22 protein-coding genes, 1 tRNA gene and 1 pseudogene are annotated in these 19,431 nt (G+C 68.2%); 9 read left to right on the top strand and 15 right to left on the bottom strand.

Annotated elements, in window-relative coordinates; all coding sequences use genetic code 11:
* From K3U93_RS23355 to K3U93_RS23335, 5 genes are read right to left on the bottom strand one after another with little or no spacing between them, the layout of a single operon-like run.
* Complete coding sequence (locus K3U93_RS23355; protein WP_083010132.1) at positions 1 to 1,323, bottom strand: DUF58 domain-containing protein; 1,323 nt, start codon at positions 1,321 to 1,323, stop codon at positions 1 to 3.
* The gene (locus K3U93_RS23350; RefSeq protein ID WP_139796854.1) at positions 1,323 to 2,369 is read right to left on the bottom strand and encodes an AAA family ATPase; all 1,047 of its coding nucleotides are present in this window, start codon (positions 2,367 to 2,369) and stop codon (positions 1,323 to 1,325) included. Before K3U93_RS23350 ends, K3U93_RS23355 begins: the two co-directional genes overlap by 1 nt.
* A complete protein-coding gene (locus K3U93_RS23345; protein ID WP_083010225.1) occupies positions 2,366 to 3,514 on the bottom strand; it encodes a DUF4350 domain-containing protein in 1,149 nt (382 codons plus the stop codon). Before K3U93_RS23345 ends, K3U93_RS23350 begins: the two co-directional genes overlap by 4 nt.
* Positions 3,514 to 4,167, bottom strand: a complete 654-nt coding sequence (locus K3U93_RS23340) for a DUF4129 domain-containing protein (RefSeq protein ID WP_083010133.1) — start codon at positions 4,165 to 4,167, stop codon at positions 3,514 to 3,516. Before K3U93_RS23340 ends, K3U93_RS23345 begins: the two co-directional genes overlap by 1 nt.
* Positions 4,168 to 4,180: 13 nt before the next feature.
* A complete protein-coding gene (locus K3U93_RS23335; protein ID WP_083010134.1) occupies positions 4,181 to 5,371 on the bottom strand; it encodes a DUF3824 domain-containing protein in 1,191 nt (396 codons plus the stop codon).
* Positions 5,372 to 5,495: 124 nt separating this feature from the next.
* On the opposite strand from K3U93_RS23335, the gene K3U93_RS23330 reads away from it, so the two are divergent.
* From K3U93_RS23330 to K3U93_RS23310, 5 genes are all read left to right on the top strand, one after another.
* Entirely contained in the window at positions 5,496 to 5,960 is a 465-nt protein-coding gene (locus K3U93_RS23330) for a GatB/YqeY domain-containing protein (RefSeq protein ID WP_083010135.1), read from the top strand.
* Between the two features lie 140 nt (positions 5,961 to 6,100).
* Positions 6,101 to 7,087 (top strand): LLM class F420-dependent oxidoreductase, encoded by a 987-nt coding sequence (locus tag K3U93_RS23325; protein ID WP_083010136.1) that lies wholly within the window; start codon positions 6,101 to 6,103, stop codon positions 7,085 to 7,087.
* 34 nt (positions 7,088 to 7,121) lie between these two features.
* Positions 7,122 to 7,676 (top strand): type 1 glutamine amidotransferase domain-containing protein, encoded by a 555-nt coding sequence (locus K3U93_RS23320; RefSeq protein ID WP_083010137.1) that lies wholly within the window; start codon positions 7,122 to 7,124, stop codon positions 7,674 to 7,676.
* A 109-nt stretch (positions 7,677 to 7,785) separates the two neighbouring features.
* Positions 7,786 to 8,475 carry a HemK2/MTQ2 family protein methyltransferase gene (locus tag K3U93_RS23315; protein WP_083010138.1) on the top strand — a complete coding sequence of 230 codons (690 nt, stop codon included), beginning with the start codon at positions 7,786 to 7,788 and terminating at the stop codon, positions 8,473 to 8,475.
* Positions 8,472 to 8,702 carry a CDGSH iron-sulfur domain-containing protein gene (locus K3U93_RS23310; RefSeq protein ID WP_083010139.1) on the top strand — a complete coding sequence of 77 codons (231 nt, stop codon included), beginning with the start codon at positions 8,472 to 8,474 and terminating at the stop codon, positions 8,700 to 8,702. The genes K3U93_RS23315 and K3U93_RS23310 overlap by 4 nt, the downstream gene beginning before the upstream one ends.
* Here the strand turns inward: K3U93_RS23310 and K3U93_RS23305 are convergent.
* Genes K3U93_RS23305 through K3U93_RS23280 form a run of 6 tightly spaced genes read right to left on the bottom strand, consistent with a single transcriptional unit; the run spans position 8,650 to position 14,286 of the window.
* Positions 8,650 to 9,669 carry an iron-containing redox enzyme family protein gene (locus K3U93_RS23305; RefSeq protein WP_083010140.1) on the bottom strand — a complete coding sequence of 340 codons (1,020 nt, stop codon included), beginning with the start codon at positions 9,667 to 9,669 and terminating at the stop codon, positions 8,650 to 8,652. The genes K3U93_RS23310 and K3U93_RS23305 overlap by 53 nt on opposite strands.
* 54 nt (positions 9,670 to 9,723) lie before the next feature.
* A complete protein-coding gene (locus tag K3U93_RS23300) occupies positions 9,724 to 11,937 on the bottom strand; it encodes a SpoIIE family protein phosphatase (RefSeq protein WP_083010141.1) in 2,214 nt (737 codons plus the stop codon).
* Positions 11,934 to 12,560 (bottom strand): SpoIIE family protein phosphatase, encoded by a 627-nt coding sequence (locus tag K3U93_RS23295; protein ID WP_071512997.1) that lies wholly within the window; start codon positions 12,558 to 12,560, stop codon positions 11,934 to 11,936. The genes K3U93_RS23300 and K3U93_RS23295 overlap by 4 nt, the downstream gene beginning before the upstream one ends.
* 2 nt (positions 12,561 to 12,562) lie before the next feature.
* A complete protein-coding gene (locus K3U93_RS23290) occupies positions 12,563 to 12,982 on the bottom strand; it encodes an anti-sigma regulatory factor (protein WP_071512998.1) in 420 nt (139 codons plus the stop codon).
* Entirely contained in the window at positions 12,972 to 13,361 is a 390-nt protein-coding gene (locus tag K3U93_RS23285; protein WP_071512999.1) for an STAS domain-containing protein, read from the bottom strand. The genes K3U93_RS23290 and K3U93_RS23285 overlap by 11 nt, the downstream gene beginning before the upstream one ends.
* 22 nt (positions 13,362 to 13,383) lie before the next feature.
* The gene (locus K3U93_RS23280; RefSeq protein WP_071513000.1) at positions 13,384 to 14,286 is read right to left on the bottom strand and encodes an STAS domain-containing protein; all 903 of its coding nucleotides are present in this window, start codon (positions 14,284 to 14,286) and stop codon (positions 13,384 to 13,386) included.
* A 153-nt stretch (positions 14,287 to 14,439) separates the two neighbouring features.
* On the opposite strand from K3U93_RS23280, the gene K3U93_RS23275 reads away from it, so the two are divergent.
* Both K3U93_RS23275 and K3U93_RS23270 read left to right on the top strand, forming a co-directional pair.
* Positions 14,440 to 14,808: an STAS domain-containing protein gene (locus tag K3U93_RS23275; protein WP_139796855.1), complete on the top strand. Its 369-nt coding sequence runs from the start codon at positions 14,440 to 14,442 to the stop codon at positions 14,806 to 14,808.
* A 44-nt stretch (positions 14,809 to 14,852) separates the two neighbouring features.
* Positions 14,853 to 15,353, top strand: a complete 501-nt coding sequence (locus tag K3U93_RS23270) for a DUF6328 family protein (RefSeq protein ID WP_083010142.1) — start codon at positions 14,853 to 14,855, stop codon at positions 15,351 to 15,353.
* A gap of 7 nt (positions 15,354 to 15,360) precedes the next feature.
* Here K3U93_RS23270 and K3U93_RS23265 read toward each other — a convergent pair whose 3' ends face one another.
* On the bottom strand, positions 15,361 to 16,056 hold the full coding sequence (locus K3U93_RS23265; protein ID WP_230981536.1) for an HAD family hydrolase: 696 nt from the start codon (positions 16,054 to 16,056) through the stop codon (positions 15,361 to 15,363).
* Positions 16,057 to 16,468: 412 nt separating this feature from the next.
* Between K3U93_RS23265 and K3U93_RS23260 the strand changes: the two genes are divergently transcribed.
* Positions 16,469 to 16,771, top strand: a complete 303-nt coding sequence (locus K3U93_RS23260; protein WP_083010143.1) for a DUF4193 domain-containing protein — start codon at positions 16,469 to 16,471, stop codon at positions 16,769 to 16,771.
* 368 nt (positions 16,772 to 17,139) lie between these two features.
* Positions 17,140 to 17,766, top strand: a complete 627-nt coding sequence (locus tag K3U93_RS23255) for a restriction endonuclease (RefSeq protein WP_083010144.1) — start codon at positions 17,140 to 17,142, stop codon at positions 17,764 to 17,766.
* A 275-nt stretch (positions 17,767 to 18,041) separates the two neighbouring features.
* Here K3U93_RS23255 and K3U93_RS23250 read toward each other — a convergent pair.
* From K3U93_RS23250 to K3U93_RS23240, 3 genes and pseudogenes are all read right to left on the bottom strand, one after another.
* Positions 18,042 to 18,115: transfer RNA gene (locus tag K3U93_RS23250), tRNA-Pro, on the bottom strand.
* 64 nt (positions 18,116 to 18,179) lie between these two features.
* Positions 18,180 to 18,436: pseudogene (locus K3U93_RS23245) on the bottom strand (PLP-dependent cysteine synthase family protein); the annotation flags it as partial.
* A complete protein-coding gene (locus K3U93_RS23240; RefSeq protein ID WP_071513005.1) occupies positions 18,433 to 19,392 on the bottom strand; it encodes a metallophosphoesterase in 960 nt (319 codons plus the stop codon). The pseudogene K3U93_RS23245 and the gene K3U93_RS23240, both read right to left, overlap by 4 nt.
* Between the last annotated feature and the right edge of the window lie 39 nt (positions 19,393 to 19,431).

The raw sequence follows: 19,431 nt of genomic DNA, 5'->3' as shown, positions 1-19,431 counted from the left end.
TTACAGCCGTCCGGTCGCTTTCATCGCCAGATAGCGGTCGGCCAGGGCGGGCGCCAGTTCCGTGGGCAAAGCGTCGACGACTTCCACGCCGCCGCGGCGCAGCCGCGTCGCGATCGCGCGGCGGTCGTTGCGGGACCGTTCGGCGGCCGCCGCGTCGTACACCGCGGCCGCATCCGAACGCCCGGCCGCCATGTGGTCCACCCGGGGGTCGGCGACCGCGGCGATCAGCATGTGGTGTTTGGTCGACAACTGCGGCAGGACCGGCAGCAGGCCCTCGTCGAGGGCGGTCGCGTTCAGGTCGGTCAGCAAAACCACCAGCGACCGCCGCCGGGTGCGCCGCGCAACGGCGGCAACCATTGCGCGCCAATCGGATTCGACGAGTTCCGGTTGCAGCGGTGCCATCGCGTCGACCAGCTGGGCGAGCAGTTCGGTGCGCGACGCGCCGAACACGCCGGCCCGGCTCACCCGGTCGTGGGCCAGGAAGTCGACGTGGTCGCCGGCCCGGGACGCGAGCGCGGCCAGCAGCAGCGCCGCGTCCATCGACCAATCCAGCCGGGGCCACCCCGCGGGGTCGGCGGCGGTCGGGTCGACGCCGACGCGACCCGCCGCCGTGCGCCCGGTGTCGAGCACGATCACCACCCGCCGGTCGCGTTCGGGTCGCCAGGTTCGGACCACGACGTCGGCGCGGCGCGCGGTCGCGCGCCAGTCGATCGAGCGCACGTCGTCGCCGACGACATACTCGCGCAGCGAATCGAATTCCGTTCCCTGCCCGCGGATCAGCGTGGGCAACAGGCCGTCGATCTCCCGCAGTTTGGCCAGCCGCGACGGCAGGTGCTTGCGGGACAGGAACGGCGGCAGCACCCGGGCCTGGCCCGGCACCGGCCGCGAACCCTGCCGTCCGGCCAACCCCAGCGGCCCGATCGACCGAGCCGTGACCACGGCCGCGCGCTGGTCGCCGCGCCGGACCGGCCACAGCCGGGTCTGGACGTGCTGATGTTGCCCGGGCGGAATGTCGACGGGATGGATGCGCGGCTGCGCGCGGGCGCTGGGCGGCCAGGCGTCGCGGATCTGGCCGCGGAACCGGCGGCGGCCGTCGTTGTGAATCAGCAGGCCGACGTTCACCTGCTGGGCGAGCCGGGCGGAGGTGTCCGGTGACCGGGTGTAGCGCAGCCCGCGGGTGCTAGCTGCTAGCCCGGCATCGACAACCACCACGATGGCCAGCGCTATCAGCAAAACTACGAAAGCCCTTGCCGGCCAAGGCGATACCGCGATGGGTAGGGCGCAGATCAGCGCCACCAGCCCGGTGCGCCCGGTGAGGATCACTAGCGGGGCACCGGGACCGACGCCAGAATTCCGTCGAACACCCCGTCGGGTGTGGCCCCTTCGAGCTCGGCTTCCGGACGCAGCATCACCCGGTGCCGCAGCGTCGGGCGGGCCATGGCCTTCACGTCGTCGGGGGTGACGTAGTTGCGGCCGGACAGCCATGCCCAGGATCGGGCGGTGCCCAGCAGTGCGGTTGCCCCGCGCGGCGACACGCCCAGCTGCAGCGCGGGGGAGGAGCGGGTCGCGCCGACGATGTCGACGATATAGCCCAGCACCTCGTCGGCGACCAGCACCTCGCGCACCGCCGCGCGGCCGGCCGCCAGCTCGGCCGGCCCGGCCACCGGCTTGATCGCGGACAGATCGCGGGGGTCGAAGCCGTGCGCGTGCCGGCTAAGGATGGCGATCTCGGCGTCGCGCGCCGGCAGCGTCACGTTCAGCTTGAGCAGGAAGCGGTCCAGTTGGGCTTCGGGCAACTGGTAGGTGCCCTCGTATTCGATCGGGTTCTGGGTCGCGGCGACGATGAAAGGCTCCGGCAGCGGCTTGGGTTCGCCGTCCACGCTGACCTGACGCTCCTCCATCGCCTCGAGCAGCGCGGCCTGGGTCTTGGGCGGGGTGCGGTTGATCTCGTCGGCCAGCAGCAGGTTGGTGAACACCGGTCCCGGGCGGAACACGAACGCGGCGGTGCGCGCGTCGTACACCAGCGAACCGGTGACGTCGCCGGGCATCAGGTCGGGGGTGAACTGCACCCGCTTGAACTCCAATTGCAGTGCGGCGGCCAGCGCCCGGACCAGCAGCGTCTTCGCCACTCCCGGAACGCCTTCCAGCAGCACATGGCCGCGGCACAGCAGCGCGATCACCAGGCCGCTGACGACCCCCTCCTGCCCGACGACGGCCTTGCCGATCTCGGCGCGCAACGCCAGCAGCGCCTCTCGGGCCGATTCAGCTTCAGCCTGGCGACGATGCGGCCCCGAAGGGGCACCTCCCGCTTGCGGGGGAGAGCCGGGCAATTCAGGACCAGGGGTCTGGGCGGGAGATGGTTGCGTCACGTGCGTGTGACCTGCCTTTCGATGTCGTCGAGCGCACGGGCAAGTTGTAGCAGGTCGTTGTCGGTGGCCGGGGGCGGGCCGAACAGATGGTGGGCGACGAATCCCGGGTCGGTCCCGCCGCGCCGGGCCACGGCGGCCACGATCGCCGGCGCCGACGCGCCCGCACCCAGGCCGAGCCTCGGCAGCAGCCGCTGCAGCGTGGCGGTGCGCAATGCCGCGGCGGCGCGGTCGCGGGCCCGGTGGGACCGGTAGAGCCGGCCGCGGCCCTCGACGGTTTCCGACGCGCGCACCACGACGGGCAGCTCCTCGGCCACCAGCGGGCCGGGCCGGCGACCCTTCCACCAGGCAACCAGCAGCACCACCAACCACAGCTGCCAGACGACCCACGACGCGTTTTCCGGGATCAGGTCGAAAACCGATGCGTGCGCTGAAGTTTCACCCTCGACGTGGTGGGGCGCGTACCAGATGAGGCGGGACCGGTCACCCGCGAGGTTCATCGCCAGCGCGGCGTTGCCCGCCTGCAGCAGGCCCCCGTTCGTCATGAAGTCGGTGCTTCCGACCGCCGTGACGGTTCGCCCGTCATCCCGATACCGGATCAGCACCCCGTCGTAACAGCTGGTCATTGTCCGGCCGTCTTTGGCGTGGTAGGTGGAGCTTGCCCCGAATCGCACCGTTCCGGCCCGATTCGCCTCCCGCAGAGCGCAATTCGGGCTGCTGTCAAAGGAAATGCTGGCGGGCGACACGCGCACACCCGGCATCAGTGCCTCACGGGTTCGCGCGGTCGGTTCGACCAAGAGCAGATCGCCGCGGGTTTTCGCCAGCCGGTCCAGCGACGGATCGGTCAGGTACTGGCTCTGCGCCACCAGGATCAGCGTGTCCGGCCGCGCCGCCCCTTCGACGTCGGCGATGCTGCCGGCCACGACGACCTCGACGCCGCCGTCGCGCAGCAGCGTCACCAGCGCGTGGGCGCCGTCGGGACCGGTCGACGAGGGATCCATCCGGGCGCCGGGCCGCGGTGCGGTCAGGTAGGCACCGATGCCGGCGATGACGGCGAGCGCGACCAGCGTAAGGACCGCCCAGCGCCATGATCGCCGACGCCGCGCGCCGGTGGGCGCGGCTTCCGTACGTGGCCCGCCGGTCGACATCACCGGACCTGCGCCCACGATTCGGTCGCCGCGGGTTGCCCCGCCGCCGACCCGGCGGCCGGTGATCGCGACCGCAGGTGGTCGTCGAGGTCGGCGATCATCCGGTAGGCGGACTGGGTGCCGGGCCGCTCGCCGTAGGTGACGTCGTTGAACGCCGTTGCCGCCTGCGACAATTCGCCTGCCAGATGGGGCAACGCGGCGCCGGCATCGGAGGCCAGCTCGTTAGCCGTGCGTCCTGGAGCCGGGTCGAGCACGCCGGTCTCCTCGAGCTGGCGGGCGACGGCGCGCAACCGGTGCCGGATCGCCACCGCCCAATCTCCTTGCGCCGCATAGCTTTCCGCGGTAGCGCGATGCTGGGCCGCGGTGAGCTGGGCGGCCTCGAACAACAGGTGGTCGCCGCCGCGGTTGGTGCGCATGGTGCGCCGCGCGACGTGGATGGCGACCGCCACCGCGACCGCCAGCAGGATAAGGAGCACCGTGGCGGTGAACCATCCACCCGGTATCGAGGCGGTCTTCTCCAGCAGCCGGTATAGCAGTTCGTTGACCCAATCGGCGAATTGTTGTGCCGCAGAGCCTTTGGAATAGATCGGCTTGCTCAGTTCGTTCTGCGCGGCCTGGTGCGCGGCATCGCGGTCGATGTCGATGGAAGGCACTGTCAGCTGGTCCTCATACCGGCCGCGTCAGCCAGAGGTTATCGGTGGACGCGACCGCGTAGGGTCCGCCGGCGGCGCCGGTCTGCAGCACCAGGTCGAATGCCTCAGCACGCATGCGGCGGTCGGTGTAGAGCAACACGATCACCCCGGCGTTGAAGGGCGCGGTGATGATCTGGCCGATCGTCCCCCCGACGGACGCGATCGCGGTGCCCAGCACCAGCGCTCCCGTGGTGTGGCCGGCCAGTGCGACCTGTCCGACGATGCTGAACGGTGCCGCTAACGCCTCGGCGACAACGGTTGCCACCAGGAACGTCAACGCCCGGATGCCCAACACCCGCCAGAAGCCGTTGCGGACCAGAGCGAAGGACCGGGTGATCGCGTCGACGACGGGCAGCCTCTCCAGCACGATCAGCACGGGCGCGAATAACACCACCGTGTACAGGTACACCATCAACACGAGCACGACGAGCACCAGCGGAAAGCCCAACAGAACCGGCGCCGCCGGATTGCCGACGGCCGCCAACAGCGCGACGATCACCGCCACCAGCCCTAAGAGAGCCGCCACTACGGCGGCCTCCAGCAGCGCCAGCCCGAGCAAGGGGAGCAGCCGGCCCCGGATTTTCGCCCACGTTTCCCCGATGGTGATCGGCGAGCCGAACACCGCGCGCCCGACGATGACGGTGAGCATTCCGGACAGCAGCATGCCGCCGAGCCAGGTGACCAGCAGGCCGGCGGCCATCGACGCCATCCAGGTGCCGGCGACCCCCCAGCTCAGCTCGTCCGGCCGGCCGGTTGTGATCCCGCCGTAGGCGGCCAACGGTCCGAGCGTCGCGACCAGCGAGACGATCTGCATGACGACGACCACCATCGCGGTCAGTCCCAACGTCGGCCCGGGATTGGCCCGGATGTAGCCGACCGCGCCGTTGAAGATGTCGCTCAGGGTCAACGGTCGCAGCGGGATGATGCCGGGCCTGACCGCTCCGGGAACGGGCGGACCATACTGCGAGCCCGGCGGCGGGCCATAGCCGAACGGCGAACCGTAGCCCGGCGGCGGGCCATAGGCCGGCGCTCCGTATGCCGGCCCCGGGCCATAGGCCGGCGGACCGTAGCCGGGAGGCGCGCCATACGCCGATGGCGGATACTCCGGCGGCGCGTAGCCACCGGGCGGTGGACCAACCGGATAACCAGGCGGGGGCGCGTTCACCGTGCGCAGCGGCCTTCAAAACCAGCTCTGCGGCCGGGCCGGTTGTTCGTCATGGCATCCATCCTGTCGGCGGTCCCGGCATTTCTCAACGTTGACCGGTGTCCCGGCGCGTAGCGTCTCAGGCATGGCGGAACTGAAATCCCGGATCCGGGCGGACCTGACCCAGGCGATGAAGACCCAGGATAAGTTGCGAACCGCGACTTTGCGCATGCTGCTCGCCGCGCTCCAGACCGAGGAGGTCTCCGGCAAGCAGGCGCGCGAGCTCTCCGACGACGAAATCATCAAGGTGCTGGCGCGGGAATCGCGAAAGCGCGGTGAGTCGGCCGAGATCTACACCCAAAACGGCCGCGGTGAGCTCGCCGCCAACGAGCACGCCGAGGCGCGGATCATCGACGAATACCTGCCCACGCCGCTCACCGAGGCGGAGCTGGCCGACGTCGCCGACACCGCGATCGCCCAGGTCGCCGAGCAGCTCGGGGAACGGCCGGGCATGAAGCAGATGGGACTGGTGATGAAAGCCGCCACCGCCATCGCGGCCGGCAAGGCCGACGGCGCCCGGTTGTCCGCGGTGGTCAAAGAGCGTCTTTAGCGTCCGCCCAGCAATCGCGCCGCACCCGAGCGCATCCCGCGGACCTCGGGCGGGCTCGCGAGCGTAACGCCGCTGCGATTCGCGGTTCGATTTTTCGCACTGGCGTTACGCTGGCGAGCCGGGCGGGTACCCAGAACCGCATGACAAATTTTGGCTACACTCTGATGACCGAACAGAGTGGACCCAAAGACCTTGTGCGGTATGCGGTTTCCGCCGAAGAGCGCGGGTTCGACTTCGAGGTGTGCAGCGACCACTTCTCGCCGTGGCTGGCGTCGCAGGGACACGCACCCAACGCCTGGGCGGTGCTCGGTGCCGTGGCCCACGCCACCGAACGGGTGGACCTGTACACCTATGTGACGTGCCCGACGATGCGGTACCACCCCGCGATCGTCGCGCAGCAGGCCGCCACCGTGCAGATCCTGTCCGACGGCAGGTTCACCCTCGGTTTGGGCAGCGGCGAGAACCTCAACGAACACGTCGTCGGCAGGGGCTGGCCGGCGGTCGAGCGGCGGCAGGACATGCTGCGCGAAGCCATCAAGATCATCCGCGAGCTGTTCGGCGGCCAACTGGTGAACTGGCGCGGCGACTACTTCCAGGTGGATTCGGCGCGCCTGTGGGACGTGCCCGACGTCCCGGTCGGCATCGCGGTGGCGATGGGCGGGACAAAGGCTGTCGACAGGTTTGCGAAGCTGGCCGATCACCTGGTCGCCGTGGAGCCCAACGGAGAACTCGTCCGCGAGTGGCACGCCGCTCGCCAGGCCGCCAATCTGGCCGGCGGCGGACGGGTGGTCGGGCAGATACCGGTGTGCTGGGATCTCGACCGCGAGGCCGCCGTCGAGCGCGCGCACGACCAGTTCCGCTGGTTCGCCGGCGGTTGGAAGGTCAACGCCGACCTGCCGACGCCGGCCGGTTTCGCCGGCGCGACCCAATTCGTGCGGCCCGAGGACGTCGCCGAGAGCATCCCCTGCGGCCCGGACCTGGATGCGATCGTCGATGCCGTCCGGCCGTACTGGGAGGCCGGGTTCACCGATATCGCGCTCGTGCAGATCGGTGGACAGGCGCAGGACCTTTTCCTCAAGGAGGCCGCCCAGCCCTTGCTCGATGCGCTGCGGGACGCGTCCGGCTGATCGCACCATGAAAACTCATGAAGGGAGTACCGGGATGTCAAACGAATTGCAAGGCAAGAGGATTGCGATCCTGGCGGCGGACGGCGTGGAGAAGGTAGAGCTCGAACAACCTCGCGCGGCGCTCAAGCAGGCCGGCGCCCAGGTCGAGGTGCTGTCGCTGAAGGCCGGCGAAATCCAGGCCCGCAACCACGATCTCGAGCCGGCCGGGGCATTTGCCGTCGACCGCGCGGTGTCGGACGCGTCCGTAGATGAATTCGACGGCCTCGTGCTTCCCGGTGGGACGGTGAACCCGGACAAGCTCCGTCTGGACAAGTCGGCCGTCTCGTTCGTGCGCGACTTCGTCGACTCCGGAAAGCCGGTTGCCGCAATCTGTCACGGTCCCTGGACCCTGGTGGAGGCCGGCGTGGCGGCGGGACGAACGCTGACCTCGTACCCGAGCATCCGCACCGACCTTCGCAACGCGGGCGCCCACGTCCTCGACGAAGAGGTCGTGGTCGACGGCAATCTGATCACCAGTCGCTCACCGTCGGACCTCCCGGCGTTCTGCTCGACGATCGTCAAACAGTTCGCCCACGCCACCACGGGATAGCCGCCCGTAGCGTTGCCGATTCGTTTTAAGGCACGGATTTGCGGGCATTACACAGGTCAGGCCGTGATCGCCACGGCGATCCTGGAAAAGGCTTATCGAAAGGCCCACGTTGACCACCACCTATCCGGAGCCCGCCGTCTCGGCCGCCCATAACGTGTATCAGCCGCAAGAAGATTCCCGATTGCTTGTCGACGCGATGCATCACACGGCGCTCATCCCGGGCCGGCGGGTTCTCGACCTCTGTACGGGCAGCGGATTCGTCGCGATCGCCGCGGCCGAAATGGGTTGTGCCAGCGTCACCGCCTTCGACATCTGTCCGCACGCGGTGCGGTGCTCTCGCGGCAACGCCGCCCTGGCCGGTGTGGCGGTCGACATCCGTGAGGGATCGTGGGTGGGGGCCCTCGGCTGTCCGCCGTTCGACGTGGTGGTGGCCAATCCGCCTTACGTCCCGACCCCACCCGGCGGTGACATCGAGCCGATGTGTTCAACCGCCGGCCCGTCGTGGGCGTGGAACGCCGGCCCCGACGGCCGCCTGGTGCTGGATCCGCTGTGTGCGTCGGCATCAAACCTGTTGCGCGACGGTGGATCCCTGTTGCTCGTGCACTCCGCACTGGCCGGTGTCCAGCGGTCGCTGGCATGTTTGAGATCGACGGGCTTGGACGCAAAAGTCATTGCCTCCAAGTGGATTCCCTTCGGGCCCGTCATGTCGGGGCGGGCGCGCTGGTTGGAAGAAACCGGCCGGATCCCCCGGGGACGCCGGCAGGAGGAACTCGTTGTGATACGGGCGGACAAGCCATGACCACGCGGGTACGGGTGGTGGCGGGCGGCCCAATCCTGGTGTCCGGACCGGTGCGCATCGAGACGCCCGGCGGCGAAATCATCGAGTCTGACCGGTTCATGGTGGCGATCTGCGCCTGCCGGCGCAGCAACGCTTATCCGTTGTGCGACACCAGCCATCGGCGATGCCGGGCCGCTAATCCAGCGGACTCCGCAACGACGTCTGACCCCGCTGCCACGACTCCATGAGTTTGTCCGCCAAACGGTTTTCGACCGCGGCGTGGGCGCGCATCCCGAAAACGACGTCCGAGTCGAGGTGCGGTTCACGGGCGACCATGTCGGCGACGACGTCGATGCGCACGACTTGTTCGTGCACCGCGTCGGCCTCGACGTGCTCCCTATAGAAGCCGGCGCAGGCCGGCGGTGCCTCCATCCGCTGCAGCGCCTGGACCATCCGCCGGGAGCCCGGCGGCGAGGTGATCTCCGTCGCCGCGAAGTGTCCGATCGTCGCGCCGCGCAACGAGCGGTGCAGCCCGAACAGCGACATGAGATTCACCACCGCCAACGACTCGGCCGGAACGGTCTCGAGGTAACCGAGATACGTCGCATCCAAGCCGGCCGCCGCCAAGAGATCGGCGAAGAGCTGCTGGTGCAGCCGCGGACCCTGCCCGGCGCCGTACTCGTCGAACTCGACCGCCACGAAGGCCGCCTTGGCGGTGCCCATCAGGCGTGGGATCGCCCACGCGTGCGGGTCGCCCTCCTTGAGGTGATACAGCGATCGGTGCACGAAGTATTCGCGCATGTGCTGCCAGCTTCCGGTGTCGCGCAGGTAGTACGACGGGCCGGTGCCGTCGGCGGGCTCCATCGAAAGCGCTTCCATTTCGGCCGCCGACGTCTGGCCGGGTTCGACGGGACCAACGTCGCGGCGTATGCCCGCCAAGAAGACGCGTTCCAGTTCGGCGCGCAGGTGCAGCAGCGCGGGGTTCCACTCCCAGTCCGGGTCGACGCCCGCAAAGCCCCGGTAGTGCAGCTCGTAGCACATGCACAATGCGAGCTGTAGGTCCAGACCGTAGGGGTCGGAGTCGCGGACGGACGCGCCGATGCGCGCGAGGTGGTCACGGGAGGGCGGTCCCGTCAAGGCACGACGGACGGCCGTCGACAGCGGTCCGTATGCCTCCGGTAGGGCCGGTTCGGCCGAGATCGATGCGCGAGTCACGCCGATGACTACCCGCAAACCGGGCCCGGCAAACGGTGCCCGGAAACGAAGCGGTCACGTCTCGGCCGGTATCCGGAAGCCGATGTCCACCGTGGTGCCGGTTTGGGTGGTGTCGAGCTCCATCGCATCGCTGAGCGCCCTCATCAGCACCAGGCCCCGTCCACCGTTGCCCGGGTTGGCGGCCGGTGTCTTCCACGAACCGGAGTCGGCGACTCGTGCCCGGACTTCGCCGTCAGCGATGCGGGCTTCGAGCAGCATCGTCCCGACGCGGTGCCCGCGGTATGCGTGTTCGACGCAGTTGGTGCACGCTTCGTTGACGACCAGCACGACGTCGGCGTTCAACGCATCGGGCACATCGGCGACGCGCAGCCACGCGGTCAGCCGATGCCGGATGTTGGCCAATTGGTCTGCGGTGGCTTTGGTTTCGATTCGAAGCAGCGACGGCCGGTGCCGGTAGATCACCATCGCGACGTCGTCGTCATACCCGCCCGCCGGGGCCAGCTTGCCGAGCACCGCGTCCGCGACCGCGTCCAGGGGCAGCTTCATCGTCTGCATCAAAAAGCTTGCGGCGCGGGCGATTCCGTCGTCAATCGACTCGTGTTTGCGTTCCACCAGGCCGTCGGTGAAGAGCATCAGCGTCGAGCCCGGCGGCAGCACCCGGGAGCCCTGCGGGCGCGGTTCGTCTCGGCGGACCGCCAGCGGCACCGACGCGGCGTCGGTCAGCATGGTCGTCTGCCCGGGCTCGGGACCGGCGACCACGGCGGGCATGTGGCCGGCGTTGCTGTATTGCAGGACACCGGATTCGGTGTCCAGGATCGCCAGGAAAACCGTTGTGCAGTATGCGTTCGGAATCAGCGACGCGGCCGAGTCGAGTTGCTCGAGCACCAGCGCGGGCTGGGCGCCGTTGATCAGCAGCGCGCGCGCCGAGCTGCGCAGCTGACCCATGATCGCGGCTGCCGGCAGACCACGGCCCACGCAGTCGCCGACGACGATGCCCATGCGGTTATCCCCGATCGGCAGCACGTCATACCAGTCGCCCCCGATCTCCAACGGCGGGACGGCCGGTTCGTAGCACACGGCAAAGCCCGGCGGCGGCTGCACCGGCGGCAGCATCGCGCGCTGCAAGGTCAGCGACGTCTCCCGGGCGCTCTCGAACTGGCGCACGTGCTGCATGGCCAGGCTGAGGTGACCGATGAGCACCGTGACCAGCAGCCGGTCCTCCGCGCTGACCCAGCGGGGGGAGCGCAGCTCCAACCACAGCGCGAGGTCTCCCGTGCCGGAGAGCACCGCGATCAATCCCTGCGCCTTGCCGGGATTGTCGGGCCGCTCGACCGTCTTCGCCGTCAGCGGCAGCTGGTGGCGCGCGTCCTGAAACGTGTTGCGCAGCCACGGATCAAGTCCGCGCCACGTCGACTCGCAGGACTCGCCCGCCGCCTGGACGGTCGGTTCGCTGTCCCCGTTCGGCCATGAGACGGCGACCACGCGCTGGATATCGATCGCCGTCCGGCATTCGTCGAGGGTGATGGACAGCAGCTCCGCGACGCTCTTGGCGACGGCCACCGCCGTGGCCAGCCGTAGCACTGCGCTTTCCCGGGCGGCGAATGCCCGTTCCGCGGTGATGTCCCGGATCGTCCCCACGTAGACGTCTCGGTCGGTGCCGGTCTCCTGGACCGCGTTGATGCTCACCGTGACCCAGGCGAGGTGGCCATCTCGATGCCGGATCGGCGTTTCGTATTCGGTGCTGCCGTGGCTCAAAACCCGGGATATTTGTTGACGCGCCGTCTTCTTGTCGACCAACCACGGATGGGGCCAGCGATACGGCAGGCTCTCGGTGGGATAGCCAAGGATCTCGATGAAGGCGTTGTTCATTTCGACCACCGCGCCCTCGTGATCGGCGACGAAGAACCCTTCCTGCAAGGAATTCACCAGCGCGGTGCGGAACTTGTCGCGGTCGGCGAGATCCTCGGCGCGGGCCCGTTGTTCGGCGTAACGCCTGGTGCCGTCGAGGAACCCCCGGGTTGCGACGTCGAGCGGGGCTAGCGTCTGCAACAGGAATTCCAGTGCGGCCGGCCTGTCGACGGGGTGGTTCTGCGCGAGCCCTTGGACCCGGCGGAAATGGTGCTCGACGATGTCGAGCATGCTGATTCGCTCTTGCAAGGCGCGTCGCCCCAGCTCATGGCCGACCGCCAGGCTGTCCTCGTCGCGTGCCTCCAAATATGCGTGCAGCGCGATGTCGTATTCGGCGTGAAAGTCGTCGGTGTCGGTCATGTCGCGGCTCCCCGGTGACGCGCCGTCAGCACCATCGCGTCGTCGGACTTCTTGGCGTGTTTACCCAAGATCTCGTCGGCGATAACGGTGGCGGGGGCGGCGAAGTCGATGTGGTCCACGTAGTCCGGAGTAATGCCGTCGGAGGCGATCACGATCAGATCGCCGGTGCGCAGCGAAACCACTTGCGCCGGCTGGACTTCCGGTATGCGATAGCCGACGATACCCGCGGTCAGACGCGCCGTGGACCGGACTTGGATACCGTCGGCGGCCTTGGCGACCAGGTTGGCGGTGACGTTGCCGACCCCGGTCCACGTCAGCGTGCGGGCGCCGAAATCCACCCGCGCCAACGTCATGGCGACGCCCCTGGTCCCCGTCAACACCCGGTGGCAGAGCTGGACCAACACTTCGAGCCGCTCGCCGCGGGCCTGCTTGAGCGTATCGACGGCGCGCAGCGCCGGGTGTGCGGCGGCCGGACCGTGGCCAAGGCCGTCCATCACACCGAACAGGGCGGCGTCGCCGTCGACGCCGATCGCGATCGGCTGGTCACCACAGATGTGCTCACCGGGCACCGGGCGACCCGCGGTTGCCCACTCGATCGGACCCAGCCGGCCGCCGTCATGCATGCTCATGCACGAGCCGGAACCCATTTCCACATTTCGATGACCGTTCCGCGGCCGAGCGCGGACTCCACGACCAGGCGGTCCATCAGCCGGCGGGCACCGGGCAGGCCCATCCCCAGCCCGCGCCCGGTCGAGTACCCGTCCTCCATCGCGCGCTCGATGTCGGCGATGCCGGGGCCGTCGTCCTCCGCGCGCACCACCAGCGCCTTGCGGCCCTCCCGGTCGGCCACCGCGACGTGCACGGCGCCGTGGCCCGCGTAGCTGGTGATGTTTCGTGCGATCTCGGAGATCGCCGTGGCGATCATGGTGACGTCGGTCAGCGAGAATCCGAGATCAAGTGCGAGCTGATGTCCTGCTTTACGGGCAGCGACGATGTCGTCGGGGTTATCGATATCGACGACCAGAATTTGCGGGTCATCCGCCACCGTCGCGCCCGATCGTCGATTTCCCTACTCCCCGTTGACGATTCAGCAGGGCAAGGCCCTCTTCGAGGTCCAGTGCCGTGTTCATGTCGTCGAACGCCAAACCGAGTTGGACCATCGCAAAGGCCACCTCCGGCTGCAGGCCCACGATCACGGTGTTCGCGCCGCGCAGCCGGGTCATGTGTGCGATGGTCCGCAGCGATCGGGCGGCGAACGAATCCATCACATCGATGGCGGTGACGTCGACGATGATGCCCTGGGCGCGGAACCGGCTGACCCGCTCCATGAGGTCGTGGCGGAGGCGTTCGGCGTCGGAGTCGGTGAGCGCGGCTTGCACCGAGGCGATGAGGATTGCGCCCTGTTTCAGGATGGGTACTGGCATGGGGTGCTCGTGCTACGTGTGCTTACCCGGTCAGCTCGCCGGCGCGAGTGACCTCGTAGCCGAGCAGGCGCTCGGCTTCTTCGATACCGCCCTGCAGGTCGCCGACGGCGTTCATCTTCGACAGGTCCAGCCCGATCGTCACCAGCGTCAGGGCGATCTCGGAGGACAGGCCGGTGATGATTACGCTCGCGCCCATCAACCCCGACGCGTCGACCGTCTGCACCAGGTGGTTTGCCACCGTGGAGTCGATGGTGGGCACACCGGTGATGTCGATGACCACGACTTTGGCGCGGTTCGCGCGGATGGCCCGCAGCAGCTGCTCGGTGACCTGGCGGGCGCGCTGACTGTCGAGCACCCCGATGATCGGCAGGATCAGCAGCTGCTCGCGCACCTGCAGCACCGGCGTCGACAGCTCGCGGATGGCCTCCTGCTGCTGGCGGATGATGCGCTCGCGTTCCTGCACGAAGCTGACGGCCACCGTATTGGCGATGCGGTTGGCCGCCGGCTCGTAGGCGTCCAGCACGCGGGTGAGCATCTCGAAGTCGGTCTGGTACTTCTCGAACAGGGAGCGTGCCAGCACGTCGCGCAGCAGCAGCACGATGCCGACGACCTCGTCGGTCTCCACGCCCCGCGGGATGATGCGTTCCGACAGGTCGCGCGCGTAGTCCTGCAGCGCCTCGACGCTACCGGTCTCGAGCACCTCCACGTAGTTGTCGTAGACGGCGGTCGCTTCGGAGAAGATCTCCTCCGACGTCATCGCGGTGAGCAGTTCGGCCTCGGTGATCCGGCGGGCCCACTCCTCGCGCAAAATGGTCCGGTTCTGCCGCAGGTGCTGCACCAGTTGCGGCAGCAGGCCCTCGCTGGAATTGCTGACTGTCTGCGCGGCGGTGTTGACGCTGCCGAAATCGGACGGCGAATCTGACATCTGGCCTCCCAAGTGCCGCGTTGCAGTGCACAGCGCCTATGGGGAGATTAGCCTGGGTTATCGCGGCGCAGGTGGGGAGGGCTTATTCTTCTCGCAGTTCGCACGGCAGGTTAGGCTTGCAGCACATTCACGGCCCCGGACAAAGGATCGCCATTGTCAGCTCCCGATTCGATTACCACGTTGGTCGAGGACCACGATGGGGTCTCCGTGGTCAGTGTCAGCGGCGAAATCGATCTGGTCACCGCCCCGGCCCTGGAACAGGCCATCGGTGCGGTGGTGGCTGACGGCCCCACGGCGCTGGTCATCGACCTGTCCGCGGTCGAGTTTCTCGGCTCGGTGGGGCTGAAGATCCTCGCGGCGACGTACGAGAAACTCGGCAAGTCCACCGAGTTCGGCGTCGTTGCGCGCGGCCCGGCGACCAGGAGGCCGATCCACCTGACCGGTCTGGACAAGACCTTCCCGCTTTACCCGACGCTCGACGACGCGTTGACCGCCGTCCGCGACGGCAAGCTCAACGGCTAACCATTCGACCCTGGCCCCCCGGGGCCGGTGCGAAGATCACGGCCATGGATGCCGATCATCCCGAAGGCGACCAGCGGTGGGATCGCAACCAGCGCGGCGAAACCGAAATCGAACGGCTGGACCGTAATTGGAACAGCCTGCTGCAGGAGCTGCGGGTCGTGCAGACCGGGGTGCAGCTGCTCACCGGGTTCCTGTTGACGTTGCCGTTCCAACAGCGTTTCGACGTTCTCGACGAAGACATGCGGGACGTATACCTGGCGACGGTGGCTTGTTCGGTGGTCGCGACGGTGCTGCTGGTCGCCCCGGTCGGGATTCACCGGCTGCTGTTCAGGCGGCATCGCCTTCAAGTGCTGGTGTCGGCCGCGCACCGGTGCGCCTACGCCGGGCTGGCGCTGCTCGGTCTGGCGCTGACCGGGGTGACGGTCGTCGTTTTCGTCGCGGTGGCGGGGCGCGACGCGGGGTTGGTAGCGGGAGCGGGTGCGCTGGCGATGTTCGCGTTCTTTTGGTGGGCGCTACCGCTGTTGCTGCGCACCCATGGGAAGTAGCGTCCGGTCAGCGGTGGGGCGCCAGCGCCGCGATGCGGGTGGATTCCAGATGGTCGAGCAGGTCCTGCGGATCCGCGAAGATCGGTGACGCGCCGGCGGCTTGCAATTCCGCGCCGGAGATGCCGCCGCTCAACAGGCCGATGCACGGCAATTCCGCGCCCGCCGCGGCGTGCGCATCCCACACGGCGTCGCCGACGAACACGGCATGCTCCGCGTCCACACCGGCCCGGTCCAGGGCGACCCGCACGATGCCGGGTTCGGGCTTGGCGGTGTCGACGTCGCGCGACGACGTCGACACCGAGATGACGTCGTCGCAGTCGAGCGCCTTGAGCAGGGACTGGAGTTCGTCGTCGGGCGCCGAACTGGCGAGCACGACCTGCAGTCCGAGACCGGCGACGCGGCGCAGCAACGCGCGGGCACCGGGTAGCGGCGCCAGTAGCGGCGTGGTGTCGCGGTAATAGCGGCTGTGCCCGTCGCTGAGCCGGTTTTGCACCTTCGCCGGGGCGTCATCGGACAAGGTGCGCACCAACGCCGAGCCGTCCATGCCGATGCAGCGGTGGATCTTCCAGGCGGCGACGGACATGCCCTCGTCGTCGAAGGCGCGTTGCCAGGCGTAGACGTGCAGGTAGTTGGAATCGACCAGGGTTCCGTCCACGTCGAATAGGGCGGCGGGGGCGCCGCGGGCGGGTTTCAGCGGACCCACCCCGCGTCGGCGGTGAGACGGCGTCGTGCTCGGGGTTGCAACGTCATCTGCCCGGCATACCCACGTTGGGGCTGGCTGACACTATGGCTCGCGCAGTATCGGTCAGGCCCTCGGCCGCCAAGTCGCGCTCTCGGATCTGTCCTGCCACACGAATAGGCTTGGCGCACAAGCCTTTCGCAACGAGCGAAGTTCCGGTCGGTCACGCTGGCCCATCCGCACGCACAGCACCATGGTTGGGGCCGGTCTGGGTGTCCGGGTCACGATCCGGCGAGGCGACCGAGGGCGTCCATTGTCGTGTCTGCAATTTTTTGGGGCCGACGGGTGTGGCTAAGCCCTGAATGGGGTATCGGCTGATGCTGCGGGTGAGTACAGGCAAGTGCGTCAACCCGCCCTTGAGCAGGAAGGAACACCCATGGCGACCTCAAGTGATTACGACGCACGCCGCGCGCCCGACGTCGAGGCCCAGGACACGTCCGGTCTGCGCGAGCTAGCGCCCACCCTGTCCGGCTCGTCCACCGCGGTTGTCGACGAGGACCTTTACGATGCGCTCTTTTTCGAGCTGCCCGGCGCGGACCTGTCCGGCGAAGAACTGTCGGTGACGGTGATTCCCCAGCGGGCCGACGAGTTCACCTGTTCGAGCTGCTTCCTGGTGCAGCACCGCAGCAGGTTGCGCAGCTCCAGCTCCGGACTTCCGATTTGCGCGGACTGCGCCTGATGCCGCACCGCGCCATGATCAAGTGGAAACGCCGTCTTTCCGTCGTCGGCGTGCCGGCATTCGCGCAACGGCAAACGATCCACGCCTGAGCAGCCGAGATGGGCTGTCGGACAGCGAGATTCACGGACTATCTTTGATCACCCCGACCTAGCGGGTCACGAAACCACGTTCACGCCCCAAACGGTCTCCGGGCACTTAGCCCCAAAAACCTGCGCGTGAATGCGGCGGTGCCAGACGCCGTCGGGGAGCAAGCTCCCGCAATCGGACTTCGAGGCCGCAGCGCCGCAGCGGTGGATTGTCCTGGATTGTCACAGCCCTCCGGTAGCTTCGTCGGACAAGTCCACGTCGGCGCAGCACCGTGAGGAGCCATGGAGAAGATACTCGGGTTCGTCCTGCTCTTGTTCGGGTTCGCTCTCCCTTGGTATTTCACCCAGCAGACCACCGGTAGCGTGCCGGCGGGCTTTTCGGCCGGGCTCGGCGGCCTGGTCCTGACGCTGGCCACCCTGTTGTGGCTTTCTGTTCGATGGGACCGCTATCAAGTCGCGCTGCAGCGAAGGCGCGATCGTCGATGTGCGACTTCCGACATGGCGGCCATCGACCAGATGTCGGGTGTCGAGTTTGAAGGATTCGTTGCGGCACAGCTTCGCACCGCGGGTTGGAGCGTCACCCCCACCGCAAGCACCGGCGACTACGGGGTAGATCTAATCGCCAAAAAAGACGGCACCCGCATGGCGGTCCAATGTAAGCGGCTGACAAAGGCTGTCGGCGTGGCCGCGGTGCAGCAGGTCGTTTCCGGAGCACTGCACCACGGTTGTAATCAGACGGTCGTGGTGACAAACCGAGCGTTCACAAAGGCGGCTCGCCAGTTGGCGACCACCCACCGTTGCCGCCTCGTCGGGCGGGCGGAATTGCGAATTTGGGCGGGCGCCGCGCCCAGCGTCGTTCCGCCGAGACGGCGGCGCTTCTCCACGCACTATCAGCCGAGGCGCATCTAACTGGTCTTTTCCCGCTAGCACCGAGTAGCGTTCACTAATTTCAATTAACTTCCCGCACCGCTCGTACGGGTCGCTGAGGGCCAAACGTCGGTGACGTTGTTCGCTCATCGTCCACTAAAGGAGATGGACCGGGATGATCGAATCCGGGCCGTTTACCTGCAGTGCTGGCGCTGCGCAAATCTGCTGCGGACGCGCTGCGGACGGACGCGCAAACGTCTTCCTGACGCAGAGAAGCACCGACCGTGTTGCTACTGGTCAGGCGCTTGAATCACGGGTCGGGGTGGCGGGATTCGAACCCACGGCCTCTTCGTCCCGAACGAAGCGCGCTACCAAGCTGCGCCACACCCCGCTTGAAGCCACGACAGCCTATCGCACCGGCCCGTCGGCTGGCGAAACCGCAGTGCAACAGGCTAGACCACCGGCCCGGTCGTCGATCCCCCGTTGCGCAGCACATACAGGAACAACGAGCGCGGCTTGAGGCTGCCGGTGATGTGCGTCGTCTCGTCTTTGAGATGCAGCGCGATGCCCACGTCCGCACACCACGCCGACGGCAGCGGGGTACCGGAGCAAGTGTGTGTCGGCGCTGCGACGCGCATGGGCCCGGATCAGCCGGATTGTCGGCCCAGCAATGGGAGCGGCCGCGGACCGCGATCCGGGTCCGATCGTTCAGTGCACCGAAGCGGTTGGCTGCGAACGGCTCAGGTCGCTGGTGGAATCCCGGTCGCCCATCGGAGTGGCGATCAACGTCAGCAGAGTCGCTTCGGGCCTGCAGCAGAATCGCACGGGCGCAAACGGGGAGGTGCCTATCCCGGCGGAGACGTGCAACTGCATGTTCGCGCCCCAACGCGACGGTCCCTTCGCGCGGGACCGGTCCAGGCCGCAGTTGGTCACCAGCGCGCCGTAGAACGGCATGCACACCTGCCCGCCGTGGGTGTGTCCGGCCATCACCAGCTGGTAGCCGTCAGCGGCGAACCGGTCCAGCACCCGCGGCTCCGGGGAATGGGTCAGCCCCAGCCGCAGGTTCGCGGCCGGGCTGGCCGGGCCCGCGATCGCGTCGTAGCGGTCCCGGTTGATGTGCGGGTCGTCCACGCCCGCGGCGGTGATGTGCAGGCCGGCCACCTCGAACTCGCGGCGGGTGTGGGTGAGGTCGAGCCAGCCGCGTTCGGTGAACGCCGCCCGCAGGTCCTGCCAGGGCAGCGGCTCGCCGCGGAGCCGGTGCGACGGGTTGGTCACGTAGTTCAACGGGTTCTTCAGGCGCGGCCCGAAGTAGTCATTGCTGCCGAACACGAACACACCCGGCCGCGACAGCAGGTCGCCCAGGGTCTGCACAACCGCGGGCACCGCCTTGGGGTGCGCCAGGTTGTCGCCGGTGTTGACCACCAGATCTGGCTCCCAGCTGGCCAGTTCGCGCAGCCAGGCCTGTTTGCGGTGCTGGTTGGGCCGCATGTGCAGATCGCTGATGTGCAGTACCCGCAGCGGCGTGGAGCCCGGCGTCAAGACGGGCATGGTTATCTCGCGCAGGACGAACGCGTTGCGCTCGACGAGCGCGGCATAACCGATGCCGGCGACGGTCGAGCCGAGCGCGGCGGCGCCGGTGCGGATCAGGACGGGCAAAACTTCAGCCATGCAGGCAGCCTACTGCCGGTCGCGCATGCAGACCGCGAT

Source organism: Mycobacterium malmoense (genome assembly GCF_019645855.1).
GTDB lineage: Bacteria > Actinomycetota > Actinomycetes > Mycobacteriales > Mycobacteriaceae > Mycobacterium > Mycobacterium malmoense.
The sequence above is the reverse complement of the archived record's forward strand: the minus strand, read 5'-3'. Positions and strand labels throughout refer to the sequence as shown.